The organism is Flavobacterium sp. WV_118_3 (assembly GCF_039778605.1).
Lineage (GTDB): Bacteria > Bacteroidota > Bacteroidia > Flavobacteriales > Flavobacteriaceae > Flavobacterium.
On the sequence record NZ_CP156060.1, the window covers coordinates 566,115 to 590,400 of the forward strand.

Consider the following 24,286-nt stretch of genomic DNA (forward strand, 5'->3'; position numbering starts at 1 on the left):
AATTTGTGTTTCCGCTAATCTTTAGGTGTATTGCCCATGATTTTTTGCAGTGCATTTTGAATGAGCAGTACACAGCTTGCTATTGCTTTATGTAGAACTCTTTATACAGTAAAAACTTAATCTTCAATTTTAATAAATGCTATTGTGAAAAGGGATGTTTTTTTGTATAGATTTGTCATTTAGAGTAGTCTATTTAATTCTTTTTTATAAAAATTATAATGAAAAAAGCAAAAATAACAGTCTTTTCTCTTCTCGTTATTGTGATTCTAATCACGGCGTATTTTGTTTTTATCAAAACGGATTTTTACATCCCAAAACCAAAACGTATTGTGAATGAAAAGGGATTAACAGCGTCTATCGTAAAGGAAGTTGCGAAAATGGGCACCACTAAGGATACTCTTTTTTTGATTGTTTACAATCCTTCGCTTATTTGTGGGAGCCAAATATATCCCCGATCGCGATTCAGTGAAAAGATGGATGCTTTTGAATATGGAGTCAAGTCGCAATATTATTTTGATCAAGAGAAAAGTTTTCCAGCTGTTTATCACGATAATGGCATGACGATTGTTACCGGAAGAAGTTCAACCGGCCCGGAAGGTTGTGGTTGTTTTAGATCGGCGGTAGTAAATTTTGAACACGAAAAGATGAGCGAAAAGCAGGTTTATGAAGTGCAATATAAGGCGATGGGAAAAGATAAAGTCGAAATTGCGATTACTAACTTTAATACCAATGAAGAATTACAAGTAATGGACTTTGTTCTAAATGCTAACCATTGGGATTTGAAATAAGATGAAAAAAATTATATTGTGTATTATCGTAATGCTATGGTGCCAATTTTCTGTTGGTCAGCAAACCTATACCGTTACTGAAGGCCAATTGTATTGTATCAGTCCGGCTAAAGGAATCGTGATCAAAAAGGGATCGCGCTATTATACGTTAGAAATTGAAGTCGATTTTGAAGGAAAGCAGGAAATAATGAAGTCGGTTTTAAAACCTATAAAAAAGAATGAAGCCGAAGCTTTATCCAAACACGAAAATTCCATTTCGTATGATCAAATAGATGGCCGTTACGATTTTAAAAAACTTCAGGAATTGCAATTCACGTATACGGAAGATGACACGAATATGACATCTTATGAGATCCGTAAATTCCGCCAATTCAATCCGGGGTATTTTGCGATTTTTGCCATTAAACAGGAGAATGATACGGTAAACACCTATTTAAAAGAATGGTTACCGTGTATTTTTATTCAGTTTGATCAAAAACGAATACTCTATACCTACGATAACGTAACGTTATATCTGATTCCCACTCCGAATAAAATCCAACTCTTCGGGCTTCATGATCCGTCTGTTCCCGAATTAAAAGTTGAAAAAAAGGCTTTGACCAAAGATGAGATTTATGCGTTTTCAAGCAATGCTTTTGCCGAATTGAACAAAAACTATTTTAGAATCGATACGTTACCTAATAAAAAGCTACAGTTGAAAAATCGTTTTAATGAAATATTGATTTCTAAAAATTATGATGCGATTGATTTGAGGGGGACGTCGATAATAGGGCATACCGGAAAAACGATGGATTTATATAATTTGGCTTTAAAAAAACTAAATCAGGATCCACTCAAAGCGGTAAATTTCAATCCGTGGAGTATACAGATGATCGAAAACAATACGCTTAAATCGATCGACAGGACCGGACAGGAACTAAAAACAAAATTTAATTATCCGTTTCATCTTGTTTATGAACCCACAACAAAGGAATATTTCTATGAATTAGTCATAACTAAAAGGAATGATAATTTTACGCTAAAAATGCGCAATCTGGATCATATTGCTCACGAGGATCAATACACGGTTTCGGATAGTATTTCGTTGCAAAATACGAGTGAAATTCTGGAAATCTGTTTAAAAAACAAAATGAAGGATACGGTAAAAAGCAGTGTCGATTTTAGCATTTATAATAGACCTTATCAAAAAGGAAGGATTAGTATGCATGTACCATTCGACGATGTTATCGTTACTTTTTTAAGGAAAGACGGGACATTTGGAATCAATTACCTGCATTACTTTTTGAAACCGGAAAATAAAAATCAGTATTTCGAAGATGACCAACCATTTACCGGGTATCAAAAGGTACAAGCCATAGTGTATAAAGCACCGTTCTACCAAATAAAAAAGAACGATTTGTACTTACTTTATCCGATACAAAAGGAATTTCGATATAAAAAAATAGCGGATTTCCAGGGTTATTTTGCCCGTTATGAACGCGCAAACGGAGAAAAAGGCTGGCTGGATTTTAAAGGGAATGAATATAGAGACGACTAAAAAAAAGAAATACAAAATGATATAAATATTTCAAAATGAGATTGTTGATTCATAACGCAAAATCCGAACATCTTCCGTATGAAGAGATTCGGGAGGCTTTTAAAGCGTTCCTTTTTACGCAAAATGAATATCTGGGAATTGGGAATTGTATAAAAAGAGCCTCCGAAAAGTATGCAGTTGTTCATATCCGGATGGTAAAAGATTCGGATACTTTTGTCTGGGATGTTCCGGAAAACAAAATCCCGATAGAATATATGGATGCGATTTTATCGACTCTAAAAAGTATTATGAACATCCCAAAGGGGATGGCTCCGTTTAGCAGTTATGGTTTTAGTTATCAGGTTGTTGATGGTTCCTGGCATCCGACCGATTCGAGTATGAAGACGTTTGAAATTGCTACTTTTATGGCCATAGCGAATATTATTGGATTTGAACATGAAAAAATACGGGTTTACCAACGGGATAAATCCTAAAAAACGATCCTGAAAATGAATTATTTGATTTCTTTAAAAAAAGACATTCGAATAGGAACCGGGATTAAAAGAGGATGCCAAACAGGTTCCGTTTCTTCAGCATTTAGCGACCAATAGCCTATTTATAGTCCTTATGTAATCATAGCGGGAATCTGTTTATTTTTGTCCCGGATAGCACTTGTATTGATTTGAATCCTTTTTATGCCATGAAAAAAATTATTGTTTCCACCCTGATCAGTTCGATACTCACATCGTGCTCGCCTAAAGTACCTGCTGTTTTTGTCGATAAAGAAGCCGAAGTCTATAGAAAACTCGAAAGCGTTCCAGATAGTGTCAGAGTAGGAGAAATAACCATTTTGAATCTTTTTAAAAATCAGATTTTAGCCCATCGAAATGTCCCATACGACAGTGTAAGGATTGTCGAAAAGGTATATCAGCCACATCAAGCGTTATGGGATGATTGTTATGGGGCAATTTTTGGAGACGAAAATGCGTCAAAATTTAATACGCCAGCAGGTATGATCCAATGGAACAAAACCTTGTATAGGGATAATAAAGCCTTTATGGACCATCGGGTTTCGGAAATCCTGAAAATGGATATGGATAAAACACTTCGGGACAATTTAGTAAAGTTTGAAAAAATGGTTCCGTATAGACCCAAAGCACGAATCAGTATTCTTTTTACGCCCATTACGGGTATTGGTTTTGGTGGTTGTAATGCCGGGCAATTTGCTTTTGAATTGAACAATAAAACGCTCGATGTACAGTATGCTGTCGAAAAAGGATTGCCTCACGAATTAAATCATCTGGTTTATGAAAAATTTAGAGGAAATGATGCTGAGGGAACCACGGCTTTAAGTCAGGCGATAGATGAAGGTTTTGCGTGTTATTTTACCTATGTTTTTTTCGATAAAAAAATAACTGAATATGAGGCGGTCGAAAATATGACCCAAGCTGATTGGGATTGGTTTTTAAAGCACGAAAAAGAAATCTTTACCAAAGTAAAACTGTATTTTTCCGATACCTCAGGAAATAATCCACTGTTGCGAAACGATAAGTTAAAATTATTTCCCGACGCGCCCAAAACGCTGAATTATTGGTTGGGTTTCCGGATTGTCTCAAAATATGTGGAAAAACACGGTGCCAATTCCTGGCGCGATATTTATACCTTAAAAGCAACGGAAGTTCTCGAAAGAAGCGGCTACGAAAGTTATATTCAAAAATTATAAAGGGGCTGACTCCTTTTTGAGACAGCCCCTTTTTGTCTGTGAAGAGGAAGGAAATAGGTTTATCCTTTCTATTTAGGCTTTACGCTCCAGATAGTTCCGCGTCAGTATCATCGTAAAGGCCAATAAACCGAATACTAATGTCAACCACGGGGTGTATTGAACGCCTTTGGTGGCGATCATCCATCCGCCTACGGTGGTACCCACTGTAATCCCCATATTACCAAAGGAAGTCGCAAGACTGTTGGCAAATTCCAACGATTCCGGCACCGACGAAATCATATAAGTAGACGCATTTAGAAAACTCGGCGAATATAAAAATCCCCAAAGAATTATGACCAAAAACACGGCGATGGGATGGGTGCCTGAAAAATGCAGTAATACCGGAATCAGAATGGTTCCCGACAAAAATAAGGCGGTAGTATTCGCAACATTTTGGTTTAGCATTTTTCCCGAAACGCGATTGGCGATAATTCCGATAATCCCAAATACAAACAACATATAACTTACCATAGTGCTATCCATACCTTTGGCTTTGTTGAGGTATTCCGCAAAGTAACTATAGGTGGAAAACCATCCGGCGATCATAAAAAAATTCATCGCGGTACTCACGATAAAAACAGGTTGGGTCAGTATTTTTAACTGACTCCCATAGGACTTTTTTTCCGCAACAGGTAGGTTGGGCAGTACGTAATAGATCGCCAACAGCGCAATAGTACTTACAATAGTTTGGATAATAAACGAATATTCCCAGGAGAATTTACTGGCCAACCACGTGGCAAACGGAACGGTAGAAACCATAGCAATGGCTACACCACTAAACACGATGCTCATCAATTCGTTCTCCTGTTTTTTATCACCTTTTGAAACGGCTACAGACAAGGCGGTGGCAATATAAACCGGTTGTAGAAATGCCGGGAGTATCCGAACCAGCATCAACAGCCAGAAAGGAGGTGAAAATGAAGATACGATTCCCGTAAACAGAAAAATAAGGATAGCAGTAATCATGACTTTTTTGCGGTCTAAGCCGGAGGTTAATAAGGCCATAAAAGGACCGGTCAATGCGATGACTAATGCAAAAGCACTAAGTAACATGCCTGCTTTGTCGATACTGATGTTATAATATGTGGCTATTTGTGGCAATATGCCGATAACACCAAATTCGGTAGTGATGACGGCGATAAACCCTAAGCAGCCTATATATGCGTATTTTTTCATTTTGAAGCATTATATCGGTTTGTGAAATCAGCTACATCCTGCATAAGCACTTTGGCATCTTTGATGAATTTACCCATTTGAAAGAAACCGTGTGTGGTTCCTTCATACTGTTTTAGCGTTGTCGTTACGCCTTTGGCTTTTAATTTTTCGGCATAGCGGATGGCTTCATCTTTTAACGGGTCAAATTCGGCAACGGCGATTAATGTTGGCGGGACCGCTTCCAGATCCTCGGCTAACAGCGGAACCGCATCGGGGTTATTTCGGTCGTTGGCATTTGGCAAATACCATTCCCATGCCTGAATGCCGCCTTTTAAATCCAATAGCGGGCCATTTTGAAATTCTATCCAGGAAGCTGTGTTCAGACGGTTATCGGTTACCGGATAAATCAGTAGCTGTGCCATAACTTTTTCCCGGAATTTTCGGGTAACGGTTGCCGCCAAAGCCCCTCCGGCACTATCACCGGCTATTATTATTCTGTTGGGGTTGATTTGGAGTAAGGCGGCATTGTCAATAATCCATTTTGTGGCAAATTCGCAATCGTTTAAACCTGCCGGAAATGGATATTCCGGTGCCAGTCGATAGGCGACACTAATAATCGTAGATTGCGTTAAATTCGTTAGCTGGCGTAAAGGGGTATCGTGGGTTTCCAGACTTCCGGCATTAAACCAGCCTCCGTGAAAATAAATCATAACGGGTTGTTGGTCGCTATGGTTCGGACGGTAAATCCGTAAGCGAATGGAATCATTGTCTTTTACTGCTACTTGTTCTTCGATTTGAAAAACGGCTTCTTTTTCTCCGGCTAAAGGGATAAACTTTTCATAAAAAGCCCTGCCGGTTTCCCAGGGAGTTCGATTTTCGGACACTTCTATATTTTGAATATAGGCCAATGCTTTTTCGGTTTGTTCTGATACGATCATAATACTTTCTTTTAGAATTGTTCCCAAAATTATTAGCTAATATTTAAATTTGTAGGGTACACATCCAATTGTATGGTACAAACAAATTTGTAAGTAATGGCGAAAAGAAAGGAAAATTCAACCAATATGTTGAATGAGAATTATATAGTGGAAAGTTGTAATCTGACGTATGCCGTATGTAAAATCGGAGGCCGGTGGAAGTTGTTAATCCTTTGTCGACTGGAAAATGGGAAATTGCGTTTTAGTGAATTGCGCAATCAAATCACGGGAATTACGGAGCGTATGCTTACGTTACAACTCCGTGAATTGGAAAAAGAAGGCCTGGTCAAAAGAACCGTTCATGCCCAGGTTCCACCACGGGTAGATTATGAGTTGACCGATATTGCTCAGGAATTGGTTCCGATATGGAGTCAATTGAGCCAATGGGCCGAAAAGCATAAAGCATTACTTCTCAAAAACGAACTTGTTTAATACCATTTTTAGCAAAAGCGATCTTTCATTTTGCACCAAAACTAATGACGGATTGGGAATAGTTGTGGTTCTTATACTATATTCTGGCAAAACCTGATTGCGATATAGTGTCTTAAATCCTGGATTCGTGGTGTTACATTTGGTTTGTAGTAAGACAATACATACATTTGGTTACTAGTCAGCATTCCATAAATAAGACACTCGACCATGAATTTGAAAATACTAATTCCGTTTTTATTTTTTGCAATCCATTTCAGTTGTGGACAACATGATCCATTGCTGGATAAAAAGTTAAAAAAAGATAGTATTGCTGCAGAATTTACGCAGCTATACAACCTGACCAATGCGATTCATCCCGGACAGTTTATGTTTTGTTCGAAAAAAGAATTTGATCAAACCTATTTGGACTTAAAGAATTCGATCAAAGGTGATCTTTCTATTGTAGAGTATTACAAGCTCACCGCTACACTAATGGCCAAAATAAAAGATGGACATACTACTGTCGACAGAGGACAAATTATGGCATTGTTAAAAGAAAAACCTGTTTTTCCATTTTGTATTTATCAGATTGGAGTTAATTATTATTTTGATCGTTCTGTAAAGGAAAACCAAAGTTATACGGGCTTACAAATTCTTTCGATAAACGGAAAAGAGATTCAGACCATCGTAAAGGAGATCAAAAAATATATTCATCTTGAAGGTCGAAATGAAACCGGATTAAATACGAAATTTAAGAATTTCCCTTTTTATTATTTTATATACGACCAAAGTGAAAAGTTTGAAGTGACATTTCTGGACCAGGAGAACCAAAAGCAGCAAGTAGTATTCAATGGAATTACTTTGGATCGTTTCACTAAAAGTACCGCGGAAACGATTCCTCCTTTGACGACTGAAATTAGAAAAGATAAAATTGCGGTTCTCCAATTTCATTCTTTTGAAAATGGGTATAATGAAGCCGATCGAGCGGTCGCACAAAAGCAATTGGATATTTTTTTTGCCAGGCTCGACAGTCTGAAAACTAAAAATCTAATTATTGATTTACGCGATAACAGTGGTGGCGCTGCGGAAATAGCCAATTATTTGTTTTCTTATTTAGTTGATCAACCTTATTACTATTTTGATTATGTGGGGGCCAAGTATAATAGTGTGAAAAACTGGAAGCATTATGCGCAATATCCTGAAAGTATTGAAGAAATAAATGTAGCGGAAACAACACCAATAAACGGACTAAATTGCACCACAGCAACTGGTAGCGCCAATGATTTTTGGTGGTTTAAAAAACAACAGAGCAAATCCAATGTATATAAAGGACAGATTAGTGTTTTGATAAATGGCGGTTGTTTTTCCACCACGGGACATTTATTAGCCTTGCTACGGGAATATAAAATTGGAAAATTTTACGGCGAATATTCACAAGGAAGCAATTACAGTAATGCCGGTGGTCGTGCATTTGTTTTGCCTTATTCTAAAACATTGGTATGGATACCTACTTTTCAGTACAAAATGAAAACTCCAAATTTTAGAAATGATCCCAAAGGCATAAAACCGGACGTCGAAATACCGCTTCAGGCAGATGATTTAAAGACGGGTTTTGACAGACAAATGGATTTTGTACTACGAAAAATGGAAACGGAAAAATAAAATTGTCGTAATCATTGAGGTTAATCATAGTATCAAGGGGTTATTTGTGATAAGTCAATACCGATTTTTTCGAATTCAAGGATCCCTTTTTCAGTAACATAGAAGTTCTTGTCTTCGGGTGTCTCCTTGGCCAGCCAGCCAAGAACAATAAATTGTTTTAGAAGTAGGCTTCCAAGCTTGCCACCAACATGTTCATAGCACAATTTTGCAGGTATTTTGTCTGTTTTTCCTTTCATGATAAGGTTTTTTAAAATGCACGAAATCAAATGTAGTGAAAGCCCGCGAGCAGCGATGTGATTTTCGTCATGTTTTTTCCTCTTCCTTCACTTTTAAGTTTTTTGGGATAATGCCAAAAACAAATGGAGTTTTTCTAAACAGCACCTTAGAAAAATTAAAAAAATGGGTAACCATTTTTTGCGGATCTGTTGGGTTTACTTTTATCAGGGAAGGCCTGTGTTCAAGAGGGTATAAAAGAAAAAAAGTCAAACATTAGTTTGACTTTTTTGTGACCCGGCTGGGATTCGAACCCAGGACCCCATCATTAAAAGTGATGTGCTCTACCAGCTGAGCTACCGAGTCTATAATATAAGTTTGTTTTGTTTCTTTTTGATCAGTGAAACCGGAAGGTTTAAAGCTTCCTACTGAATTGCAACGTCCGATATTTAGATATCTTTTGTTGTTTTTAACGGGTGCAAAGAAAGGAATTTTTATTCGTTTGAACTAATAAAAAATGCTTTTTTTGACTTTAATTTTTTGAAAAAATACAGAGAGCAAGTCTGTAGGTTGTTAACCGTTTCAATATGAAAGAACTACTGGTTTTGGAATAAGGGCTATTTTTTGTCATTTTTCGACTGCGATACTTTTTAAAGTGTAAAAGCGTACTTAAAACGAGTAAAAATACACTTGTTTTTTTGTGCCGACTCCTAAAATGATCCGTCAAATACCAATTCTCGAATGATCAATACAAATGATGCGATCGCTATTCGGAAATTCCAGCGAGTACCTGATTCCTACGATTCGATAAGGTACCACGCACTTGTGTCACTTCTATTCCGAGATCGTCAATCCATTCAAGGAGTAAATCGTTAACCTGACTTCTAAGTTTTGGCAAATCGGACTCATGACCGGCTATCAAATCCGGCTTTTCAATCGGAACAAATACAAAAAGGTCAATTTCGCTAAGTAGGGATTGCATTGTTTGATACAGCGATTGGATATTTTTCCGTGGATTCAGAACATGAATATAAGCTAAGATGTCAAGAACGCAACGATCGAATAAGACATCGTCTTCGCTTTTTGGAATCCTTTTGGCTGAATAATTAAACTGTTCTATAAAATCATCAATAGTGGGTTTTTCTGAAAATTCATACCCGGAGGCTTCCAACTGACGGTACGGTTCTGGTTCAAAAGTGTACTCGGGAAGATGCTTTAACAGTTCCTCGACTAATGTCGTTTTGCCTACATTGTGAGCGCCGAATATTGCTATTCTCATGCTTTAGTTTCTTGTTTCTTTCTTAAAAGTCCGAAAATTAAAACAATAGCGTAGGCAAACATTAGCCAGGAAGCAAATGTTTTACTGTAGATTTCGGGCATATTGGGAAAGAAAGATTCAAAAAACTGTATGCATACGGTGTCTAGTAGCATGCCGGGTAAAACCATAAGGGCAGCCGATTTTATGCTTTCAAGATGGTCTAGTTTGAATTTATTAAAAACCGTGGTCGCAACGAAACCGAGTGCCGGAATCAGAATGATGTATAAAATGATCATGACTAATGCGTTATCGACCATAAAAAAATGCTGACCGGCGATCCGAAACAATATCGTGGCGACTAGCCAGACTAAAAAACCAACAATAAAACTAAGCAACGGGTAATTCTCTTTAGATGTTTTCATTGTGAATGAATAAAATTTTACGCTTTAGCTGCGCCGATTCCTTGAGTATAAATATAAGAATTTTCCGGTTGTAAATTCAGCTATTTGATGATTATTACCGATTTTGGATATGGTAATCAGGAGAAAAATATTGGATTTTTGATCAACTAAGAATTGGAAGATAAAAAAAATGGTACAACTGTAGCCGATCTACATTTGTACCATTTGGTGACCACGATGGGATTCGAACCCATACGTCTTGCGACACCACCCCCTCAAGATGGCGAGTCTACCAATTTCTCCACGTGGCCATAAAATAAAAAAGTCAAACTACTGTTTGACTTTTTTTTGTGACCCGGCTGGGATCACTTTATGTTGTCAAAAAGCACGGTTTTACTAGTGTTGTAAAAATGGGTAACCAAAAGGGTAACCATAAAATTTAGTTTTTTATGTGCTATTTTAAAGAACTTCTTTCTGTTGTTGCAAATATAAGCAAAATTTCTAATCATACTTGAAATGGTTACCCAATTTGTATTTTCGGTTACCCATTTGTTAAAAGTGGTTACCCATTTTATTTGTTGTCAAAAACAGACATCTCCATTTATAAAATTTCATAAAATAATGTTGTTTGGAAACTGATAATTTTGATTTTTTCTTATTTCCAAGTCAATTTTTGGTTACCCAATTTAGTGTTTCTGGTTACCCATTTTATTAGTTGTCGAAACAGACATCTCCATTATTCACCATAATAAATAATCAAAAGGTGAAAAATAGATATACTAACTTAGTATAGATTTAGAGGTACGAAAAATCTTAAATATAGCTGATGAAAGAATGTCGCAAAAATTAACTTAACTATTACTCTACTTTTTATTTGTATATTCACAGGCTAAGTCTTATTGATCATCGAAGTAGATTATAGGAAGCCGAACAGAAAATTATCAGCTGTAGAGGAGAAGTGGATATTGGGAGAAATCAACAAGGATGTATATGAAAAATGGCGATTGGAGTATGGTAGTCAAATTTCAGAATTGAAAGCCCAAATGGAAAAAGAATGCATTTTGCTAGAAACTACTGATGGTATTCTTGACCGGAATTTAGGTCCGCTTCTTGATATAAACAAGATTTACGAAAAAGCTACTTTATTATAAAAGAGGGAGTTGATAAAATTGTTGTTTGATGATAGTTTATGTTATTGTAATGGGATTTTCTGTACTAGCTTCTCATTAATAACAAAATCTAGAATGCACTAAATAAAATACATAAAAGATTATAGTGAATCAAGCATCAATTCATCACCTCCCAAATACCCGATAATATAAAAATCCTTTTCTTTTCTATCTAAAATAATAGTCTTAAATTTAACACCAAATGTTAATCAAATAACATACAATGAAAATCAATAGGTTAAAAATAATCCTTGCAGAAAAAAGCAAAACCAATAAATGGCTGGCTGAAAAACTAAGCAAAAGTGAAGTAACGGTATCCCGTTGGGTCACCAATGAAGTACAGCCTTCAGTAGAAACTTTGGCAGAGATTGCCCAATTGTTAAAAATTGATGTAAGAGAATTGTTGAATTCAACCAAATAATTATGAGCATTATACAACAAGGAATAGGTAAAAAACTGATTAAAATATCAGAGGATCAAAAAACGATAACCTATATTCATCAAAATAAAAATAGAAACTATAACAATCCAGAAGAAAAAGTTCAAGCAGAAGCTTTTTTAAAATTAGTATTGCAGTACAAATACAAACCAGAACGTATAAAACAATATGTATCTGTAACTATGGGCTCTGGTATCAAAGAGGCAGATATCGTGGTATATAATGATGATGCTTGTGAGCAACCACATATTTTGGTAGAATGTAAAAAACCGAATGTAAGTCAGCAAGAATTTTTACAGGCTGTAGAACAAGCGTATAGTTATGCCTATGCAATGCCTAACGAGGTAAAATATGTATGGGTGACCAATGGAGATAATAATGAGTATTTTGAAGTAGATAAATCTAAACATACTCGCATTACCCAGCCTGATATACCGCAATTTGGAGTAAAAAAATTAGCTCATTATAAATTTGTATACGATGCCGAAAGTTTGAAACAAATAGAAGGCAAACAAGATTATTTTGATTTGATAGAAATTGGGGAGGATGATCTTACAAGAAGATTTAAGCAAGCCCACGATGCTCTTTGGGGAGGCGGACAGCTAAACCCTTCAGAAGCATTTGATGAATTGGACAAACTTATTTTCTGTAAAATATGGGATGAGAAAAAGGATCGAAAACCAGGACAATCTTACGATTTTCAAATCATAACGGTAGATACAGAAGCCGTACCGAGCTATACGAAATTAAGTCCTTTGCAAATAGAAACCGAAAAGAGAAGAATAGAAAACCAGCAACTAAAGGAGCGTGTTGAAAGTTTGTATGAAGAAGGAAGAGAAAGAGACAGAGAAGTTTTTAGAGATAACATACGCCTAAGTGCCGAAAAAATAAGAACTGTAGTAGGCTACTTACAAGATGTAAATATTGGTGAAACAGACTTAGATGCAAAAGGACGAGCTTTTGAAACCTTTATGGGTACATTTTTTAGAGGAAATTTTGGTCAGTATTTTACCCCTCGACCTATAGTGGAGTTTACAGTGAAAGTGTTGCCCATTACCAATCATTCTTTAGTGTTAGATACTTCTTGCGGTAGTGGTGGCTTTTTGCTGTATGCCCTCAATAAGGTACGTAAGCAAGCCGATGAATTATATCCTAATCATAAAAACGATGTAAGGCAAAGTCAAAAACACCGTAAATTTTGGCACGACTTTGCTGAGAAAAACCTCTATGGAATAGAAATAAATGAGCAGATTTCTCGTGCTGCTAAAATGAATATGATTATTCATGACGATGGACATACCAACGTCATTACATCTGACGGATTGCTCACACCCGAAGCCATCGAAAGAAACACCGAAAACAAAGGATTTCAGTACAACAGGTTTGATTTCATCATTACCAATCCGCCTTTTGGTAGTATTGTACGACAAACAGAAAAAGCTTATCTCAAAACCTTTCAACTCGGCAAAAAAGAAGAAGACTGGTTAGCTGTAGTTGCCAAACCCGAAACGTACCGAGAAAATCAAAGTACCGAAGTATTGTTTATAGAACAATGTTACCGCTTTTTAAAACCAAACGGCTATTTGGCTATTGTGATACCAGACGGCATACTTACCAACAGTAGTTTACAATATGTGCGTACTCATATCGAAGAAACCTTCCGCATAGTAGCCGTAGTTTCTCTGCCCCAAACGGCATTTGCCGCTAATGGTGCTGGCGTAAAAAGTTCGGTTTTGTTTTTAAGAAAATACGATGAAACCCAAACAGAGCAGATTAGAAACATTAAACAAAAAACGCGTTTCAACCTCTTAGATACCAATCACTACAAAACACTGATTGCTGACTGGGATAAAGAGAAAAAACAAGCTATAAAAGAACTGGAAAAGCAATACAAAAACGACTACCCTGAAAAAGATAAAAAAGAAATTACGGAATTAATGCAGGAAGACAAAACCGAAATTAATAGCCGATTTGCGGACCAATTACAAGAATTAAAAGAAAGCCTACAATTGCAATATCAGCAAGAAAATGAAAGACAATTGCCAGATTATCCCATTTTTATGGCAATAGCCGAAGATATAGGATACGACGCTACAGGTAAAAAAACCAATGTAAACGAGCTGGATAGTATTTCCACAGAGTTAGAAAAATTTATTAACGCAATTGAAAATAACGAAATATGATATTGAGAGGTATTATTGATAATTCTTTAAACGGACAACTTTGTATCAGAGGTTTTGCACCTATAAAAGAGCTGGCTAATATATCCAAAGCGGATTATTCTTACCAAAGAAATCCGATACAAGATAGAGAGGATATAAGTGATTTTTTAAAAAACGAAACGTACCTTTTTTTTCCGGAAGTGATATTAAGCTATAAAATAAAGCATGATTTTTCCAAATCGAAAGACACTTTAACCCCTTTACAAAAAATACAGTCAAATAAAAGTTTTAAATCTAACATAGACCAAACCAGTTTTAAAATAAAAAAGATTGATTATAAAAGCATTGCAGATGCAAAAGGTGTTACAACCTTGTCAGTTGTGGAAATTGAAATTAACAATTTGGCAGACAAACCATTTCATAGAATAGATGGTAACCACAGATTAAAAGCAGCGGAGGAGTCCACAGCAGAGAAAGTGGATAGAATGGTTGCTCCTTTTTGTATCATCTTGGGACAAGAATTTTACGAAAATGGGGCTATCGTTACAAATACTGAAACCGAAAATTTTGATAAGGCAATCAAAGTATTTTTTCACAATATCAATACTAAAACAATTCCTTTAACTTCTGAAGAAAATTTAAAAGTTATTATAGATGATAAACTAACATTTCCTGATACTGAATTGCAAGAACTTTTAGGCGATTATGCTTTGCTGACAAGAACATTGATTGATAAAGTTTCACCTGAGTATTTTGAAGGAATACAACACATTATATCAGGTAAGTATCGCACCTACTACAATTCAATTTTCTGGATTTTATTAGAACGTGGAGAAGATAAAGACACCTTAGTAGAAAAAGTTTTTAACTCTTTAAAGGCAATTGATTTGCTTTACAGTGAAAATGATAGTCTTAAAGCAAATTCTAGTTTTGGTTTATTGACAGCCTTCTTATATTATCACGTGCAAGGAAATAAAGCCAAATTTGATTTTTTTAAAGATTGGATTTTAAACAATCATATTTTTGAAATTCAAGAGGTTAAAGATGCTTCTTTAGTCAATATTTTTGACAAAATTTCTGCCAGAAGCATTAGCGTTTTTGTAGCAATGCCTTATTATGACGGAAGTACTGAAATTATGAAAACCTATAATGATGCCTATAATCGGGTTATAAGTAAAATTACAGCCAACTTTCCACATATTTCTATCAGCTTATTACCAATAATGACGCACAGAGGAGAAACAAGAGACATTATAAATAATATGATCAACGAGATACAAAGTTGTAGCGTGTTCATTGCTGATATTACAGGAGGCAATCCAAATGTTGGCTACGAATTAGGAATTGCAAGAGCTTTGAAAAAGCCAACTATCATTGTACGTCAATTGGGCGATACGGTAAAAGTACCATTTGACTATGAACACGATGTAAGAAACCCGTATAATGAAAAGGCAATTAGCACTTTAGAAGATGAAGTGTATAATAACCTAATAGGTATTTTGTCTAGTAATTATGGATATGTAATTGAAAATATATAAAATGTACAATCTTCCCACACATACCGACCCCAATAAAATTTTTATCATCAACCGTTCTGAATTAGTTGATAGATGGGATGGAGATATGGTACTGTACAATAAAATATTGCATAATTTTAAGTATGATATTGTCTCTTTAAAAAATTTATTAATAAAAAATCCGCAATATGGAGCCAATGAAAGTGGTATAATAAGAACTTCCTTTCTTGAACCAAGATATATCAGAATAACAGATATTGACGAATATGGGTTACTTAAAAACGAAATTGGAGTAACGGCTCAAAATATTGAGAGTAGGTTTATTTTAGATAATGATGATATACTTTTTGCTCGTAGTGGCAATACGGTTGGAAAAGCATATATCCACAAAAAAGATACTGTAAACTATGATTGCTTTTTTGCTGGTTATATGATACGATTTGTTGTTGATAAATCTAAAATTTTACCAGATTATCTTTTTACTTATACTCAACTAGGGGTGTATAAAAATTGGGTGAAAGCTATTCAAAGAACTGCAGGACAACCAAATATAAATGCTGAGGAATATAAATCTTTGCAAATTCCATTGCCTGGCATTAATATTCAGAAAGATATTGTTTCAATATTTCAATCTGCGTATACAAAAAAGCAAGAAAAAGAAGCCAAAGCACAACAACTATTAAACAGTATAGACACCTATCTGTTGGGCGAATTGGGTATTTCCTTGCCCGAAAAAGACAATAGTTTACAAAATCGAATATTTACAACTTCTTTTAGCGAAGTTACAGGTGGCAGGTTGGATCCAGATTATAATAGTAAATATGATTTTTTGATAAATCAAGATGCGAATTTCCCTTTCAATACTTTGGGAAGTTTAATTGTTAAACCACCTCAATATGGTGCAAATGAAGAAGCGGAAGAGTATAGTTTAGAAAATGCAATTAGATATATCAGAATAACAGATATTGATGAAATTGGTGAATTAAAGGATTATGGAAAAAAAACAGCTAAAAACACCAATAACATTTATGAATTAAAATATAACGATATTCTTTTTGCTCGAAGTGGGTCTGTTGGTAGATGTTACATACACAAAAAGGTAGAAGAAAAAGCAATTTTCGCAGGTTATTTGATTCGATTTGTCTTAAATATTGCTAAAATCAATCCTGACTTTTTGTTTTTTTATTGCAATTCAAAAATTTATAAATATTGGGTTAGTGCAATAGAACGTCCTGCTGTACAGTCAAATATTAATTCTGAAGAGTATAAATCACTACCAATCCCGCTTCCTCCACTTGAAAAGCAAAACGAAATAGCACAGCATATTCAAGATATGCGTAGCAAAGCTAAAGTCTTGCAAGCCGATGCAAAAAATGTTTTGGAACAAGCCAAACAACAAGTAGAAAAAATGATAATAGGCTAAACTCATTAGTAAACTATGATAACGCAAGATAAAGTAAAACAAATTCATACTATTTGGGATAACTATGTTTCATCTAATAAGAGAGTGCTGGATACTAAAGGGAATGAATTTGATAATATAGATGAAGCAAGATTAAACGCAATTGTTGAACTTAAGAAATTTATTGAACAGTTTCGATCTGGAGCAATAAATGTATTTGAATTCAAGACCAATGTAGATAGCTTTAATAAAAGGAATAATCTTTGGGGTTTCACAGCGACTAAAGGTCAAATGTTTTTCAATCAATTAGTTAAAAACAGTGAATCTGATATAGAAAAATTATCTAAATTACTAAAAGAATGTCTTTATCTACCATCCAATTTAGAAGAGGCTCTTTCAAAGATAGATGTATTAGAAAAATATAGTTTTGGAATATCGTCAAAAGCTAAGGATAAGAGAAAAGCACCTAATTCTGGCTCTATTGGATATTTCCTGTCTTATTTTTGGCAGATACAGGATAATAGAGCTTGGCCAATTTTATATACTTCTCTGATAAATGCATACAAAGAGCTAGATTTTTGGGAGGAAAAAGAAAATCAAGTACAGACGTATCGCTTTTTTTATGACTTAAACGAACAGATAAAGGTTGTTTTAAACAAGTACACAGGTAAGGAAATCAATAACTGGGATGCAGAACACGCATTTTGGAATTTTAAAGGTAATCCTAATAAAACAACAAATGTTACTCCTTCAATTAAAAAGAAGAAACCTATTATTGTTGAAGTAGAAGAAGAAAAAATCATTGCTGCAAATGCTTCATTTGAGTTGTCAGACTACCTGATCCCTAAAGTTTCAAGATTAGTTGAATTAGGAAATAACAATGAAAATTCTTCTTCTTCCAAAGGGTTTGCGTATGAAAAATTAGTTGCCGAAATATTTAAACAGCTAGATTTTGAAGTAGAAGTTCTAGGGCAAGGTACAAGAAGAAATCCCGATGCCATCATAAGGCATAGGGAAGAAAACACTGCGTTTTTGATAGATGCAAAAGCATATTCAAATGGTTATAGCTTAGGGATAGATGATAGAGCAATTAAAGAATATATCAATCACTATTGTCCAAAATTGCAGAAAGAAGGTTATAAAAAAATAGGTTTTATTATCGTAAGTAATTCGTTTAAATCTAATTTTGATGGATTTATTAATGAAATTACATGGAATACAGACATTAAAAGATTTATACTATTATCATCAGAAGCATTATTATACCTTTTAGCATATAAAACAAAAGACAGAATTCCTCCGGCTACTATTATTGAAACATTAATAAGTTTTGGTAATCCTATCGAATCTAAAAATATTATAGAGGAATTTGATGATGTATAAATTTTTTAGACACCTATATACTTGAATGTACCAAGTAAAAATTCATACATATCATATTAACATTCAAACATCAATACAATGAAAACGTTATCCGAATATGTATTAGAAAGATTTACTGAAACCTCAAATGCAAATACAGTAAATGAAACATCTGAAAATAATCATCAGGTGGATAAAAATAAAAATACTGAGGAAGAGTAAGTATCATTTATTAAAACTTAACAACCGCTCAATCGTAATGATTGAGCGGTTGTTGCTTTATGGGAGGAAATGCGTACTAATAATTGGTGGCAATTATATACATGATTACCATTATAAATGTGACTACGGTCAAAGTCAATACCTATTTTTCTGCAATAGGAATTATAACCTGATTATTGGATAAAAGCTTATTGTATTTAAAAAAAAGGGCGTAGCTTATGATATGTGGGATTAGGAGAAAAGTAAAAACTTTGTATCGTTCCATCTTTAATTGAAATGTCGCATATAACTGATTTAACGTGTTTCGGGCTCTTTATTAACATCAGTCAAAATAACTTTGGAGTGTTAGCGTGTGCCCATTTTTAGTGTGCCCTTTACTTGGATTAGAAGAAATGTTCTTATACTCTAAATTTTTCCGATGAAATATTAAAATCGAAAAGGTTAAACTTTTTAAATTAATTGGAAGAAGGAAGATATCCTTTATTGTAGGATGTTGTTTAAAGGAAGAAGGATAAGTTGTGGCATTTTCTGAAATGATTGTGAATTTCCATATTGTGAACCCAAGAACAGGGTTTATTTGAAGTAGTCAAGACTTAATCTGACAGTTGCAATAAATTAACAACTGAAAAATAGATTAGAGTTATGACTACACAAGAAAAAATCATCAAAAACAAACTGGGTGTTTTAGAGCTTGCCCAGCACTTAGGGAATGTATCAAGAGCCTGCAAAGTAATGGGCTATTCCAGAGATAGCTTTTATAGATTCAAGGAATTGTATGACCAAGGAGGAGAACTTGCACTTCAGGAACTTTCTAGAAGGAAGCCAATTCTAAAGAACCGAGTAGAAGAGCATATTGAACAAGCAGTTGTGGACTTGGCTATAGATCAACCCGCTTTAGGCCAATTACGCGTATCTAATGAGCTAAAAAAACAAGGCATATTAATATCTCCCGGAGGAGTTAGGAGTATATGGATGAGGCATGATCTGCAGACCTTCAAGCTTGGATTAAAAGCCTTAGAGGCAAAGTCTGCACAGGAAGGTATTGTGTTAACGGAAGCTCAGCTTGTAGCTCTGGAAAGAGCTAAAGAAGAGAAAAAGGCACACGGCGAGATAGAAACTCATCATCCGGGATATTTGGGTGCTCAGGACACGTACTATGTTGGGAATATTAAGGGAGTTGGACATATATATCAGCAGACTTTCATTGATACATATTCTAAAGTCGCTTTTACAAAGCTGTATGATCGTAAGAATGCATTAGTTGCCGCAGATATGCTCAATGATCAGGTAGTACCATTTTTCGAACAACATGACTTAAGATTGTTAAGAATATTAACCGATCGAGGAACAGAATACTGCGGGGTAAGAGACCAGCATGAATATCAGCTCTATTTAGCCATCGAAGATATAGATCACACGAAAACCAAAGCAAAAAGCCCTCAAACAAATGGTATTTGCGAACGTTTCCATCGTACTATTCAGGATGAGTTTTATGCAGTTGCATTCAGAAAGAAAGTATACCGAAGCATTCAGGAACTCCAAAACGACCTTGATCGTTGGATGATTTACTATAATCAGGATCGTACCCATACTGGAAAGTATTGCTTTGGAAAGACACCCATGCAGACCTTCAATGATACAATTAATTTGGCAAAAGAAAAGATGCTGGAGACACTAAAAGAAGATCAACTTGTTACTTATCCGGTACAAGAAAATAAGCAACAAGTTGAATCTATAGATTTTGCAGAAACATTACTATATTCGAATAGGCAATCTGACAATTTTTAAAGACAACCAACTGTCAGATCAAGTAGTGGCTATTACACCTTAACGAAAAAGGCATTTAATAATTTTTTTTAATCAAGAAACTGACTATTAGTCAATTTCTTGATTTTATGCAGAACTTGAATGTTGTATAATGTATTTTTACCATTAGTGAAAATTTATTAAGTAAATCTTCTACGAACAAGGGACTATTACAATATATGTATTATCCTATAGTTTTAAGTTCGCCAGTATCTGTAAACAGATCTTCCCTTACTCTTTTCAAATTGCGACTAATTCGATTTTTACGAATTTTTGCATATTTCTGAGTCGTACGTATGCTTTTATGTCCAAGTAATTTACTTACGTCTTCTAAAGGCATGTCGCTATTAAGCATAAGATCTGCAAATGTATGCCTAGCTAGGTGTGTATGTAAACGTTTATTTATTCCACAAATATTAGCTATCTCTTTAAGGTATCTATTATAACGACTGTTATTATCCACAGGAAGTAAAAGTCCTTTTTTCAAGCATGACGGATGACTTTCATATTTTTCGATGATTTTTTGTGCTAATGGTAGCAAAGGAACCATCTCATTTACGTCCGTTTTATCTCTTTGTTTCGCTATCCACTTTTCACCGTTAAGACCAACTTCTTTTATACATTCTTTTGATAACTTATAGAGATCTGCATAAGAAAAGCCCGTAAAGCATTGAAAAATGAAGACATCCCGGATTTCCTCTAAAACTTTTGCAGGCATAGATTTTTGTAGCATTCTATTTATCTGTGAGAGTTCAAGAGGAATAACTTCTGGATCTTCAGCATTGCAAACAAATTCTTGGATGGGATTACTTTTTATAAGTTCATTTTTAGCACACCTTTTTAGAATTTGTCTAGTCTTTTTGATATAGCCTTTTGCTGTATTCTCAGCGAGTATTACATCGGCTTCGAGAGTTAAATAATCAAACAATGATTCTGCAAAACTGTATTTTATAGAGGTTAACTCTAAATCAGGTTGACCATATTTAACACATATAAAATTAGCGACTTTATTCCTTGCCGTGTTCCAATGTGTATGTGTACCATTTGATCTTTTCCCTTTATCCACCTTTAACTTAAAATTTTTTATATAATTATCGAAAGCTTCGAGAATTGTTCGAATACCAGTTGAGGTGTCTGTTCTTTGGTGTGCAAGAGGATCTTTACCATTATAAACATTTTTTAACATTATCGGAGTAACCTCGTCAAAAGTGGTCGTTAAACTCATAAAATGTCGATATAGGTCAATCTCAGCTTCCTTAACCTTCTTATTCGTTCTTTGAGATTCCAAAGTACCCGCCGTGTCCTTTTTATTTATTACATCCCAATTATTTGGATGTACTTTTGATTGCATAGAAATCTCTTCAGACCTACTATTAATTGTCACTCGAGCATAAAGTGGTGCCTTACCATCTTTCTTGGTCGCCTTAGCTTTAAAAAGCCAAAATAAAATCGAAAGTTTTTGATTGTTTTTCATTTCCCAACATTTTTAAGTTATCAATTATTTCTTTCGGCTAAAACCGAAAACAAATTGAAATTCCTTAAAACCACACATTTACAAGTTCAAGAAAATTCGGTTACCCAATTTAAGAAACATATTTGGTAACCAAAAGGGTAACCATATTACTTAAATTAATATGGTTTTTCTTAGTTTATTTTTTACTAGAAATGTGCTTTGGAAATAATTTTAAATAGAAAAAGCACACTATTAGTGTGCTTTTTCTGACAATCTGTGATCCCGCTGGGATTCAGCGTGACCCGGCTGGGATTCGAACCCAGGACCCCATCATTAAAAGTGATGTGCTCTACCAGCTGAGCTACCGAGTCTGTGCTTTCAAGAAATAAATTTAGGTCATTTTTGTGACCCGGCTGGGATTCGAACCCAGGACCCCATCATTAAAAGTGATGTGCTCTACCAGCTGAGCTACCGAGTCTGTAATCATTTCCTGATTGCGGGTGCAAATATAAGGCCTATTTTTTATTATCCAAGACTTTTTTGGTTTAAATTTGTGTTTTTTTTAAAGCCAATTTTTAAGTTTCTGTTAACGAGACATTTATTGATATGTATAAAATTATTCTTATAGGTTATATGGGATCGGGGAAGTCAACAATTGGGAAATTATTGTCGCAAAAGACTTCGATTCCGGCTTTCGATCTGGATCAAATTATTGAAGAAGCAACCCAAAAAACCATCCCGGAATTATTTTCCGAATCCGGGGAAATCAAATTTCGTAAACTCGAACACGAAAAACTCAAATCGTTTATCGCCGAAAACGATAATTTTATACTAAGCCTTGGCGGTGGCGCTCCCTGCTATGCCAATAATCACGAGTTTTTACAATTGGATGGAATTACATCGGTTTATTTGAAAGCTTCCATAAAAGAGCTGCTGGCGCGTTTGGAAAATGAACGCCACAACCGACCGTTATTAGCCGGATTAAATGATCAAGAAGTAGAGGAGTTTATTGCAAAGCACCTTTTCGACAGGAGCTATTTTTACCATCAGGCCAAACATGTCGTATCGGTCGATGGTAAAAATCCTGACGCTATTGTAAATGAGATAAAAGGGCTTTTAGCTTAAATAAGCATATTCTTCCGACTCTTCGAAAACCACTTGTATGTGTTCCAATAGGGAAGTCGATAAGGATAATCCTTTAAAATCGGCTTTTACCGGGTATTTTTTATGATTTCGGTCTACCAGTACTGCGGTTTTAAATTTCTTTAACGGTACGTCAAGGAAATGCTTTACGCCGTAGATCAAAGTAGTGCCGGAGTTTAGGACATCGTCGATTAATACCAGATTTTTGTTTGCGTATTCCGCCGGAGTTAACGAAGTCTGTATGGCTTCCTGTGGTTGTGTTTTGTTTATTTTAACCTCACACAGTACAATGTTAAGATCGGAAATCTGTTTTAGTTCGCGGGCTATTTTCTGCGCAAAAATATAACCGTTGGCTGCAATTCCGGCCAAAACCACTTCTTGTTCGTCGGCAAAGGTTTCGTAGATCTGATATGCGATTCGCTTGGTTTTATGATTAATTTCCTGTTGTGTCAGAATGATATTCTTCATGGTTGTTGTGTTGTTGTGTTATTTTTTTTCAAAGATAAAAAACAGTTCCCGATCCTGTCTTGGTTTTATCGAATTGTGTGCTCTTTCCAGTGTTTTAATTGTAAAAGTATCCGAAAATAGCTTGCGGTATTCGGTTTCGCTTCCGCCAAATGGAGGTCCGGCTTCGGTTAGTGGAAAATCAAATAATAATCCTGCTATTTTGCCACCCGGATTTAGAATTTCGTGCATTTTGGCAGCATATTGAGGACGTAATTCCGGTGACAACGCGCAAAAAAAAGTTTGTTCCAATACGAGATCAAAAGTGTGCTTTAACTCAAAAAAATCACCCTGAATTAATTGCGCATCCGGAAAATCCGGATTTCGTAATTTAATGTTCTCTAATGGTGTTGGTGCCAGATCAATCACATAGACATTATGAAAACCCTGCGAAAAAAGATAATCCAGTTCATGGGCATTGCCGGCACCCGGAATTAATATCGTCAGGTTTTTATCTGTTATTTGATCAATATACGCTTTCATCGGAGCAGTCACCGAACCGGTGTCCCAGGGGGCTTCGTCGTTTTGGTAACGGTTTTCCCAGTAGTCTTTGTTAAATGTTGTCATCTTCAAAATCAATAGAGGGTTCGTCGGTATAATCGTCAATGTCGCGACGGTCTTTTTTAGTTGGTCGTCCGGTACCTTTAGCTCTATAGTGTTCTTTGGAAAGACGAAGTAATTCCAGGTGTTCAAAAGCCTCAGCCGGTGTTTCGTCTTTACGGTAAATATCGACCAGTTTTGGACCAACCCGATTCGCGGGAATGTCTAAAACGGTTAAAATATAGTTGATCTGGTCTCTGCGTAAGGTAATTTTATCGGTAGGAAAAACTTCCCGTGAAGGTTTGGCAGCCTGCCCATTTACGGTGATATGTCCTTTTTTACATGCCTCTGTAGCAATGTTTCTCGTTTTGTAGTAGCGGACACACCACAAATATTTATCCACTCTCATATGAAAATTCAAAAT

24 protein-coding genes and 4 tRNA genes are annotated in these 24,286 nt (G+C 35.3%); 15 read left to right on the forward strand and 13 right to left on the reverse strand.

Going from position 1 to position 24,286, the window contains the following annotated elements:
* The first annotated feature begins 218 nt into the window (after positions 1-218).
* From ABFU83_RS02680 to ABFU83_RS02695, 4 genes are all read left to right on the forward strand, one after another.
* On the forward strand, positions 219-788 hold the full coding sequence (locus ABFU83_RS02680) for a hypothetical protein (RefSeq protein ID WP_347068726.1): 570 nt from the start codon (positions 219-221) through the stop codon (positions 786-788).
* A gap of 1 nt (position 789) precedes the next feature.
* Positions 790-2,325 (forward strand): hypothetical protein, encoded by a 1,536-nt coding sequence (locus ABFU83_RS02685; protein ID WP_347068728.1) that lies wholly within the window; start codon positions 790-792, stop codon positions 2,323-2,325.
* A gap of 35 nt (positions 2,326-2,360) precedes the next feature.
* Positions 2,361-2,798, forward strand: coding sequence for a hypothetical protein (locus ABFU83_RS02690; RefSeq protein WP_347068729.1), 438 nt, complete (start codon positions 2,361-2,363; stop codon positions 2,796-2,798).
* 206 nt (positions 2,799-3,004) lie between these two features.
* Entirely contained in the window at positions 3,005-4,027 is a 1,023-nt protein-coding gene (locus ABFU83_RS02695) for a DUF2268 domain-containing putative Zn-dependent protease (protein WP_347068731.1), read from the forward strand.
* Positions 4,028-4,099: 72 nt separating this feature from the next.
* Here the strand turns inward: ABFU83_RS02695 and ABFU83_RS02700 are convergent, their stop codons facing one another.
* A complete protein-coding gene (locus ABFU83_RS02700; RefSeq protein WP_347068733.1) occupies positions 4,100-5,242 on the reverse strand; it encodes an MFS transporter in 1,143 nt (380 codons plus the stop codon).
* Positions 5,239-6,159: an alpha/beta hydrolase gene (locus ABFU83_RS02705; protein ID WP_347068735.1), complete on the reverse strand. Its 921-nt coding sequence runs from the start codon at positions 6,157-6,159 to the stop codon at positions 5,239-5,241. Before ABFU83_RS02705 ends, ABFU83_RS02700 begins: the two co-directional genes overlap by 4 nt.
* Before the next feature lie 96 nt (positions 6,160-6,255).
* Between ABFU83_RS02705 and ABFU83_RS02710 the strand changes: the two genes are divergently transcribed.
* Both ABFU83_RS02710 and ABFU83_RS02715 read left to right on the forward strand, forming a co-directional pair.
* Positions 6,256-6,630 carry a helix-turn-helix domain-containing protein gene (locus ABFU83_RS02710; protein WP_347068737.1) on the forward strand — a complete coding sequence of 125 codons (375 nt, stop codon included), beginning with the start codon at positions 6,256-6,258 and terminating at the stop codon, positions 6,628-6,630.
* Positions 6,631-6,837: 207 nt separating this feature from the next.
* A complete protein-coding gene (locus ABFU83_RS02715; protein WP_347068739.1) occupies positions 6,838-8,271 on the forward strand; it encodes a S41 family peptidase in 1,434 nt (477 codons plus the stop codon).
* A gap of 32 nt (positions 8,272-8,303) precedes the next feature.
* On the opposite strand, the gene ABFU83_RS02720 is transcribed toward ABFU83_RS02715, so the two are convergent.
* The 5 genes from ABFU83_RS02720 to ABFU83_RS02740 all read right to left on the reverse strand — a co-directional run bounded on the left by ABFU83_RS02720 (position 8,304) and on the right by ABFU83_RS02740 (position 10,454).
* A complete protein-coding gene (locus ABFU83_RS02720) occupies positions 8,304-8,507 on the reverse strand; it encodes an ArsR family transcriptional regulator (protein ID WP_347068741.1) in 204 nt (67 codons plus the stop codon).
* A 270-nt stretch (positions 8,508-8,777) separates the two neighbouring features.
* A tRNA-Lys gene (locus tag ABFU83_RS02725) sits at positions 8,778-8,850 on the reverse strand.
* A gap of 400 nt (positions 8,851-9,250) precedes the next feature.
* On the reverse strand, positions 9,251-9,763 hold the full coding sequence (locus tag ABFU83_RS02730) for an ATP-binding protein (RefSeq protein WP_347068743.1): 513 nt from the start codon (positions 9,761-9,763) through the stop codon (positions 9,251-9,253).
* Positions 9,760-10,164 (reverse strand): DUF5367 family protein, encoded by a 405-nt coding sequence (locus ABFU83_RS02735; RefSeq protein WP_347068745.1) that lies wholly within the window; start codon positions 10,162-10,164, stop codon positions 9,760-9,762. The genes ABFU83_RS02730 and ABFU83_RS02735 overlap by 4 nt, the downstream gene beginning before the upstream one ends.
* 205 nt (positions 10,165-10,369) lie before the next feature.
* Positions 10,370-10,454 (reverse strand) — tRNA-Leu (locus tag ABFU83_RS02740).
* 588 nt (positions 10,455-11,042) lie between these two features.
* Between ABFU83_RS02740 and ABFU83_RS02745 the strand changes: the two genes are divergently transcribed.
* The 8 genes from ABFU83_RS02745 (at position 11,043) to ABFU83_RS02780 (ending at position 20,204) form a co-directional block, all read left to right on the forward strand.
* Positions 11,043-11,294, forward strand: coding sequence for a hypothetical protein (locus tag ABFU83_RS02745; RefSeq protein WP_347068747.1), 252 nt, complete (start codon positions 11,043-11,045; stop codon positions 11,292-11,294).
* Positions 11,295-11,535: 241 nt separating this feature from the next.
* A complete protein-coding gene (locus ABFU83_RS02750) occupies positions 11,536-11,733 on the forward strand; it encodes a helix-turn-helix transcriptional regulator (RefSeq protein ID WP_347068749.1) in 198 nt (65 codons plus the stop codon).
* Between the two features lie 2 nt (positions 11,734-11,735).
* Entirely contained in the window at positions 11,736-13,934 is a 2,199-nt protein-coding gene (locus ABFU83_RS02755; protein ID WP_347068750.1) for an N-6 DNA methylase, read from the forward strand.
* Positions 13,931-15,451 (forward strand): hypothetical protein, encoded by a 1,521-nt coding sequence (locus ABFU83_RS02760; protein WP_347068752.1) that lies wholly within the window; start codon positions 13,931-13,933, stop codon positions 15,449-15,451. Before ABFU83_RS02755 ends, ABFU83_RS02760 begins: the two co-directional genes overlap by 4 nt.
* Position 15,452: 1 nt before the next feature.
* Positions 15,453-16,853 carry a restriction endonuclease subunit S gene (locus ABFU83_RS02765; RefSeq protein WP_347068754.1) on the forward strand — a complete coding sequence of 467 codons (1,401 nt, stop codon included), beginning with the start codon at positions 15,453-15,455 and terminating at the stop codon, positions 16,851-16,853.
* A 15-nt stretch (positions 16,854-16,868) separates the two neighbouring features.
* Entirely contained in the window at positions 16,869-18,215 is a 1,347-nt protein-coding gene (locus tag ABFU83_RS02770; protein WP_347068756.1) for a restriction endonuclease FokI C-terminal domain-containing protein, read from the forward strand.
* Between the two features lie 78 nt (positions 18,216-18,293).
* Positions 18,294-18,416: a hypothetical protein gene (locus tag ABFU83_RS02775; protein WP_347068758.1), complete on the forward strand. Its 123-nt coding sequence runs from the start codon at positions 18,294-18,296 to the stop codon at positions 18,414-18,416.
* Positions 18,417-19,058: 642 nt separating this feature from the next.
* Positions 19,059-20,204 carry an IS481 family transposase gene (locus ABFU83_RS02780; RefSeq protein ID WP_347068760.1) on the forward strand — a complete coding sequence of 382 codons (1,146 nt, stop codon included), beginning with the start codon at positions 19,059-19,061 and terminating at the stop codon, positions 20,202-20,204.
* A 202-nt stretch (positions 20,205-20,406) separates the two neighbouring features.
* Here ABFU83_RS02780 and ABFU83_RS02785 read toward each other — a convergent pair whose 3' ends face one another.
* The 3 genes from ABFU83_RS02785 to ABFU83_RS02795 all read right to left on the reverse strand — a co-directional run bounded on the left by ABFU83_RS02785 (position 20,407) and on the right by ABFU83_RS02795 (position 22,153).
* Positions 20,407-21,696, reverse strand: a complete 1,290-nt coding sequence (locus tag ABFU83_RS02785; protein WP_347068762.1) for a tyrosine-type recombinase/integrase — start codon at positions 21,694-21,696, stop codon at positions 20,407-20,409.
* A 277-nt stretch (positions 21,697-21,973) separates the two neighbouring features.
* Positions 21,974-22,046: transfer RNA gene (locus tag ABFU83_RS02790), tRNA-Lys, on the reverse strand.
* 34 nt (positions 22,047-22,080) lie between these two features.
* Positions 22,081-22,153 (reverse strand) — tRNA-Lys (locus ABFU83_RS02795).
* Between the two features lie 128 nt (positions 22,154-22,281).
* Between ABFU83_RS02795 and ABFU83_RS02800 the strand changes: the two genes are divergently transcribed.
* Positions 22,282-22,800, forward strand: coding sequence for a shikimate kinase (locus ABFU83_RS02800; RefSeq protein WP_347068763.1), 519 nt, complete (start codon positions 22,282-22,284; stop codon positions 22,798-22,800).
* Here ABFU83_RS02800 and ABFU83_RS02805 read toward each other — a convergent pair.
* Genes ABFU83_RS02805 through ABFU83_RS02815 form a run of 3 tightly spaced genes read right to left on the reverse strand, consistent with a single transcriptional unit; the run spans position 22,792 to position 24,271 of the window.
* A complete protein-coding gene (locus tag ABFU83_RS02805; protein ID WP_347068765.1) occupies positions 22,792-23,286 on the reverse strand; it encodes a phosphoribosyltransferase family protein in 495 nt (164 codons plus the stop codon). The genes ABFU83_RS02800 and ABFU83_RS02805 overlap by 9 nt on opposite strands.
* 18 nt (positions 23,287-23,304) lie before the next feature.
* The gene (locus tag ABFU83_RS02810; protein ID WP_347068767.1) at positions 23,305-23,889 is read right to left on the reverse strand and encodes a methyltransferase domain-containing protein; all 585 of its coding nucleotides are present in this window, start codon (positions 23,887-23,889) and stop codon (positions 23,305-23,307) included.
* Positions 23,876-24,271 (reverse strand): RNA-binding S4 domain-containing protein, encoded by a 396-nt coding sequence (locus tag ABFU83_RS02815; protein WP_347068769.1) that lies wholly within the window; start codon positions 24,269-24,271, stop codon positions 23,876-23,878. Before ABFU83_RS02815 ends, ABFU83_RS02810 begins: the two co-directional genes overlap by 14 nt.
* Positions 24,272-24,286: the final 15 nt, after the last annotated feature.

What these genes read in the sequence shown, in the direction of transcription:
- ABFU83_RS02805 (WP_347068765.1), bottom strand. Translation starts at nt 23,286, where the DNA reads ATGAAGAATATCATTCTGACACAACAGGAAATTAATCATAAAACCAAG.
- ABFU83_RS02680 (WP_347068726.1), top strand. Translation starts at nt 219, where the DNA reads ATGAAAAAAGCAAAAATAACAGTCTTTTCTCTTCTCGTTATTGTGATT.
- ABFU83_RS02735 (WP_347068745.1), bottom strand. Translation starts at nt 10,164, where the DNA reads ATGAAAACATCTAAAGAGAATTACCCGTTGCTTAGTTTTATTGTTGGT.
- ABFU83_RS02760 (WP_347068752.1), top strand. Translation starts at nt 13,931, where the DNA reads ATGATATTGAGAGGTATTATTGATAATTCTTTAAACGGACAACTTTGT.
- ABFU83_RS02815 (WP_347068769.1), bottom strand. Translation starts at nt 24,271, where the DNA reads ATGAGAGTGGATAAATATTTGTGGTGTGTCCGCTACTACAAAACGAGA.
- ABFU83_RS02800 (WP_347068763.1), top strand. Translation starts at nt 22,282, where the DNA reads ATGTATAAAATTATTCTTATAGGTTATATGGGATCGGGGAAGTCAACA.
- ABFU83_RS02710 (WP_347068737.1), top strand. Translation starts at nt 6,256, where the DNA reads ATGGCGAAAAGAAAGGAAAATTCAACCAATATGTTGAATGAGAATTAT.
- ABFU83_RS02700 (WP_347068733.1), bottom strand. Translation starts at nt 5,242, where the DNA reads ATGAAAAAATACGCATATATAGGCTGCTTAGGGTTTATCGCCGTCATC.
- ABFU83_RS02690 (WP_347068729.1), top strand. Translation starts at nt 2,361, where the DNA reads ATGAGATTGTTGATTCATAACGCAAAATCCGAACATCTTCCGTATGAA.
- ABFU83_RS02810 (WP_347068767.1), bottom strand. Translation starts at nt 23,889, where the DNA reads ATGACAACATTTAACAAAGACTACTGGGAAAACCGTTACCAAAACGAC.
- ABFU83_RS02730 (WP_347068743.1), bottom strand. Translation starts at nt 9,763, where the DNA reads ATGAGAATAGCAATATTCGGCGCTCACAATGTAGGCAAAACGACATTA.
- ABFU83_RS02780 (WP_347068760.1), top strand. Translation starts at nt 19,059, where the DNA reads ATGACTACACAAGAAAAAATCATCAAAAACAAACTGGGTGTTTTAGAG.
- ABFU83_RS02750 (WP_347068749.1), top strand. Translation starts at nt 11,536, where the DNA reads ATGAAAATCAATAGGTTAAAAATAATCCTTGCAGAAAAAAGCAAAACC.
- ABFU83_RS02785 (WP_347068762.1), bottom strand. Translation starts at nt 21,696, where the DNA reads ATGAAAAACAATCAAAAACTTTCGATTTTATTTTGGCTTTTTAAAGCT.
- ABFU83_RS02755 (WP_347068750.1), top strand. Translation starts at nt 11,736, where the DNA reads ATGAGCATTATACAACAAGGAATAGGTAAAAAACTGATTAAAATATCA.
- ABFU83_RS02765 (WP_347068754.1), top strand. Translation starts at nt 15,453, where the DNA reads ATGTACAATCTTCCCACACATACCGACCCCAATAAAATTTTTATCATC.
- ABFU83_RS02775 (WP_347068758.1), top strand. Translation starts at nt 18,294, where the DNA reads ATGAAAACGTTATCCGAATATGTATTAGAAAGATTTACTGAAACCTCA.
- ABFU83_RS02720 (WP_347068741.1), bottom strand. Translation starts at nt 8,507, where the DNA reads ATGAAAGGAAAAACAGACAAAATACCTGCAAAATTGTGCTATGAACAT.
- ABFU83_RS02770 (WP_347068756.1), top strand. Translation starts at nt 16,869, where the DNA reads ATGATAACGCAAGATAAAGTAAAACAAATTCATACTATTTGGGATAAC.
- ABFU83_RS02705 (WP_347068735.1), bottom strand. Translation starts at nt 6,159, where the DNA reads ATGATCGTATCAGAACAAACCGAAAAAGCATTGGCCTATATTCAAAAT.
- ABFU83_RS02685 (WP_347068728.1), top strand. Translation starts at nt 790, where the DNA reads ATGAAAAAAATTATATTGTGTATTATCGTAATGCTATGGTGCCAATTT.
- ABFU83_RS02715 (WP_347068739.1), top strand. Translation starts at nt 6,838, where the DNA reads ATGAATTTGAAAATACTAATTCCGTTTTTATTTTTTGCAATCCATTTC.
- ABFU83_RS02695 (WP_347068731.1), top strand. Translation starts at nt 3,005, where the DNA reads ATGAAAAAAATTATTGTTTCCACCCTGATCAGTTCGATACTCACATCG.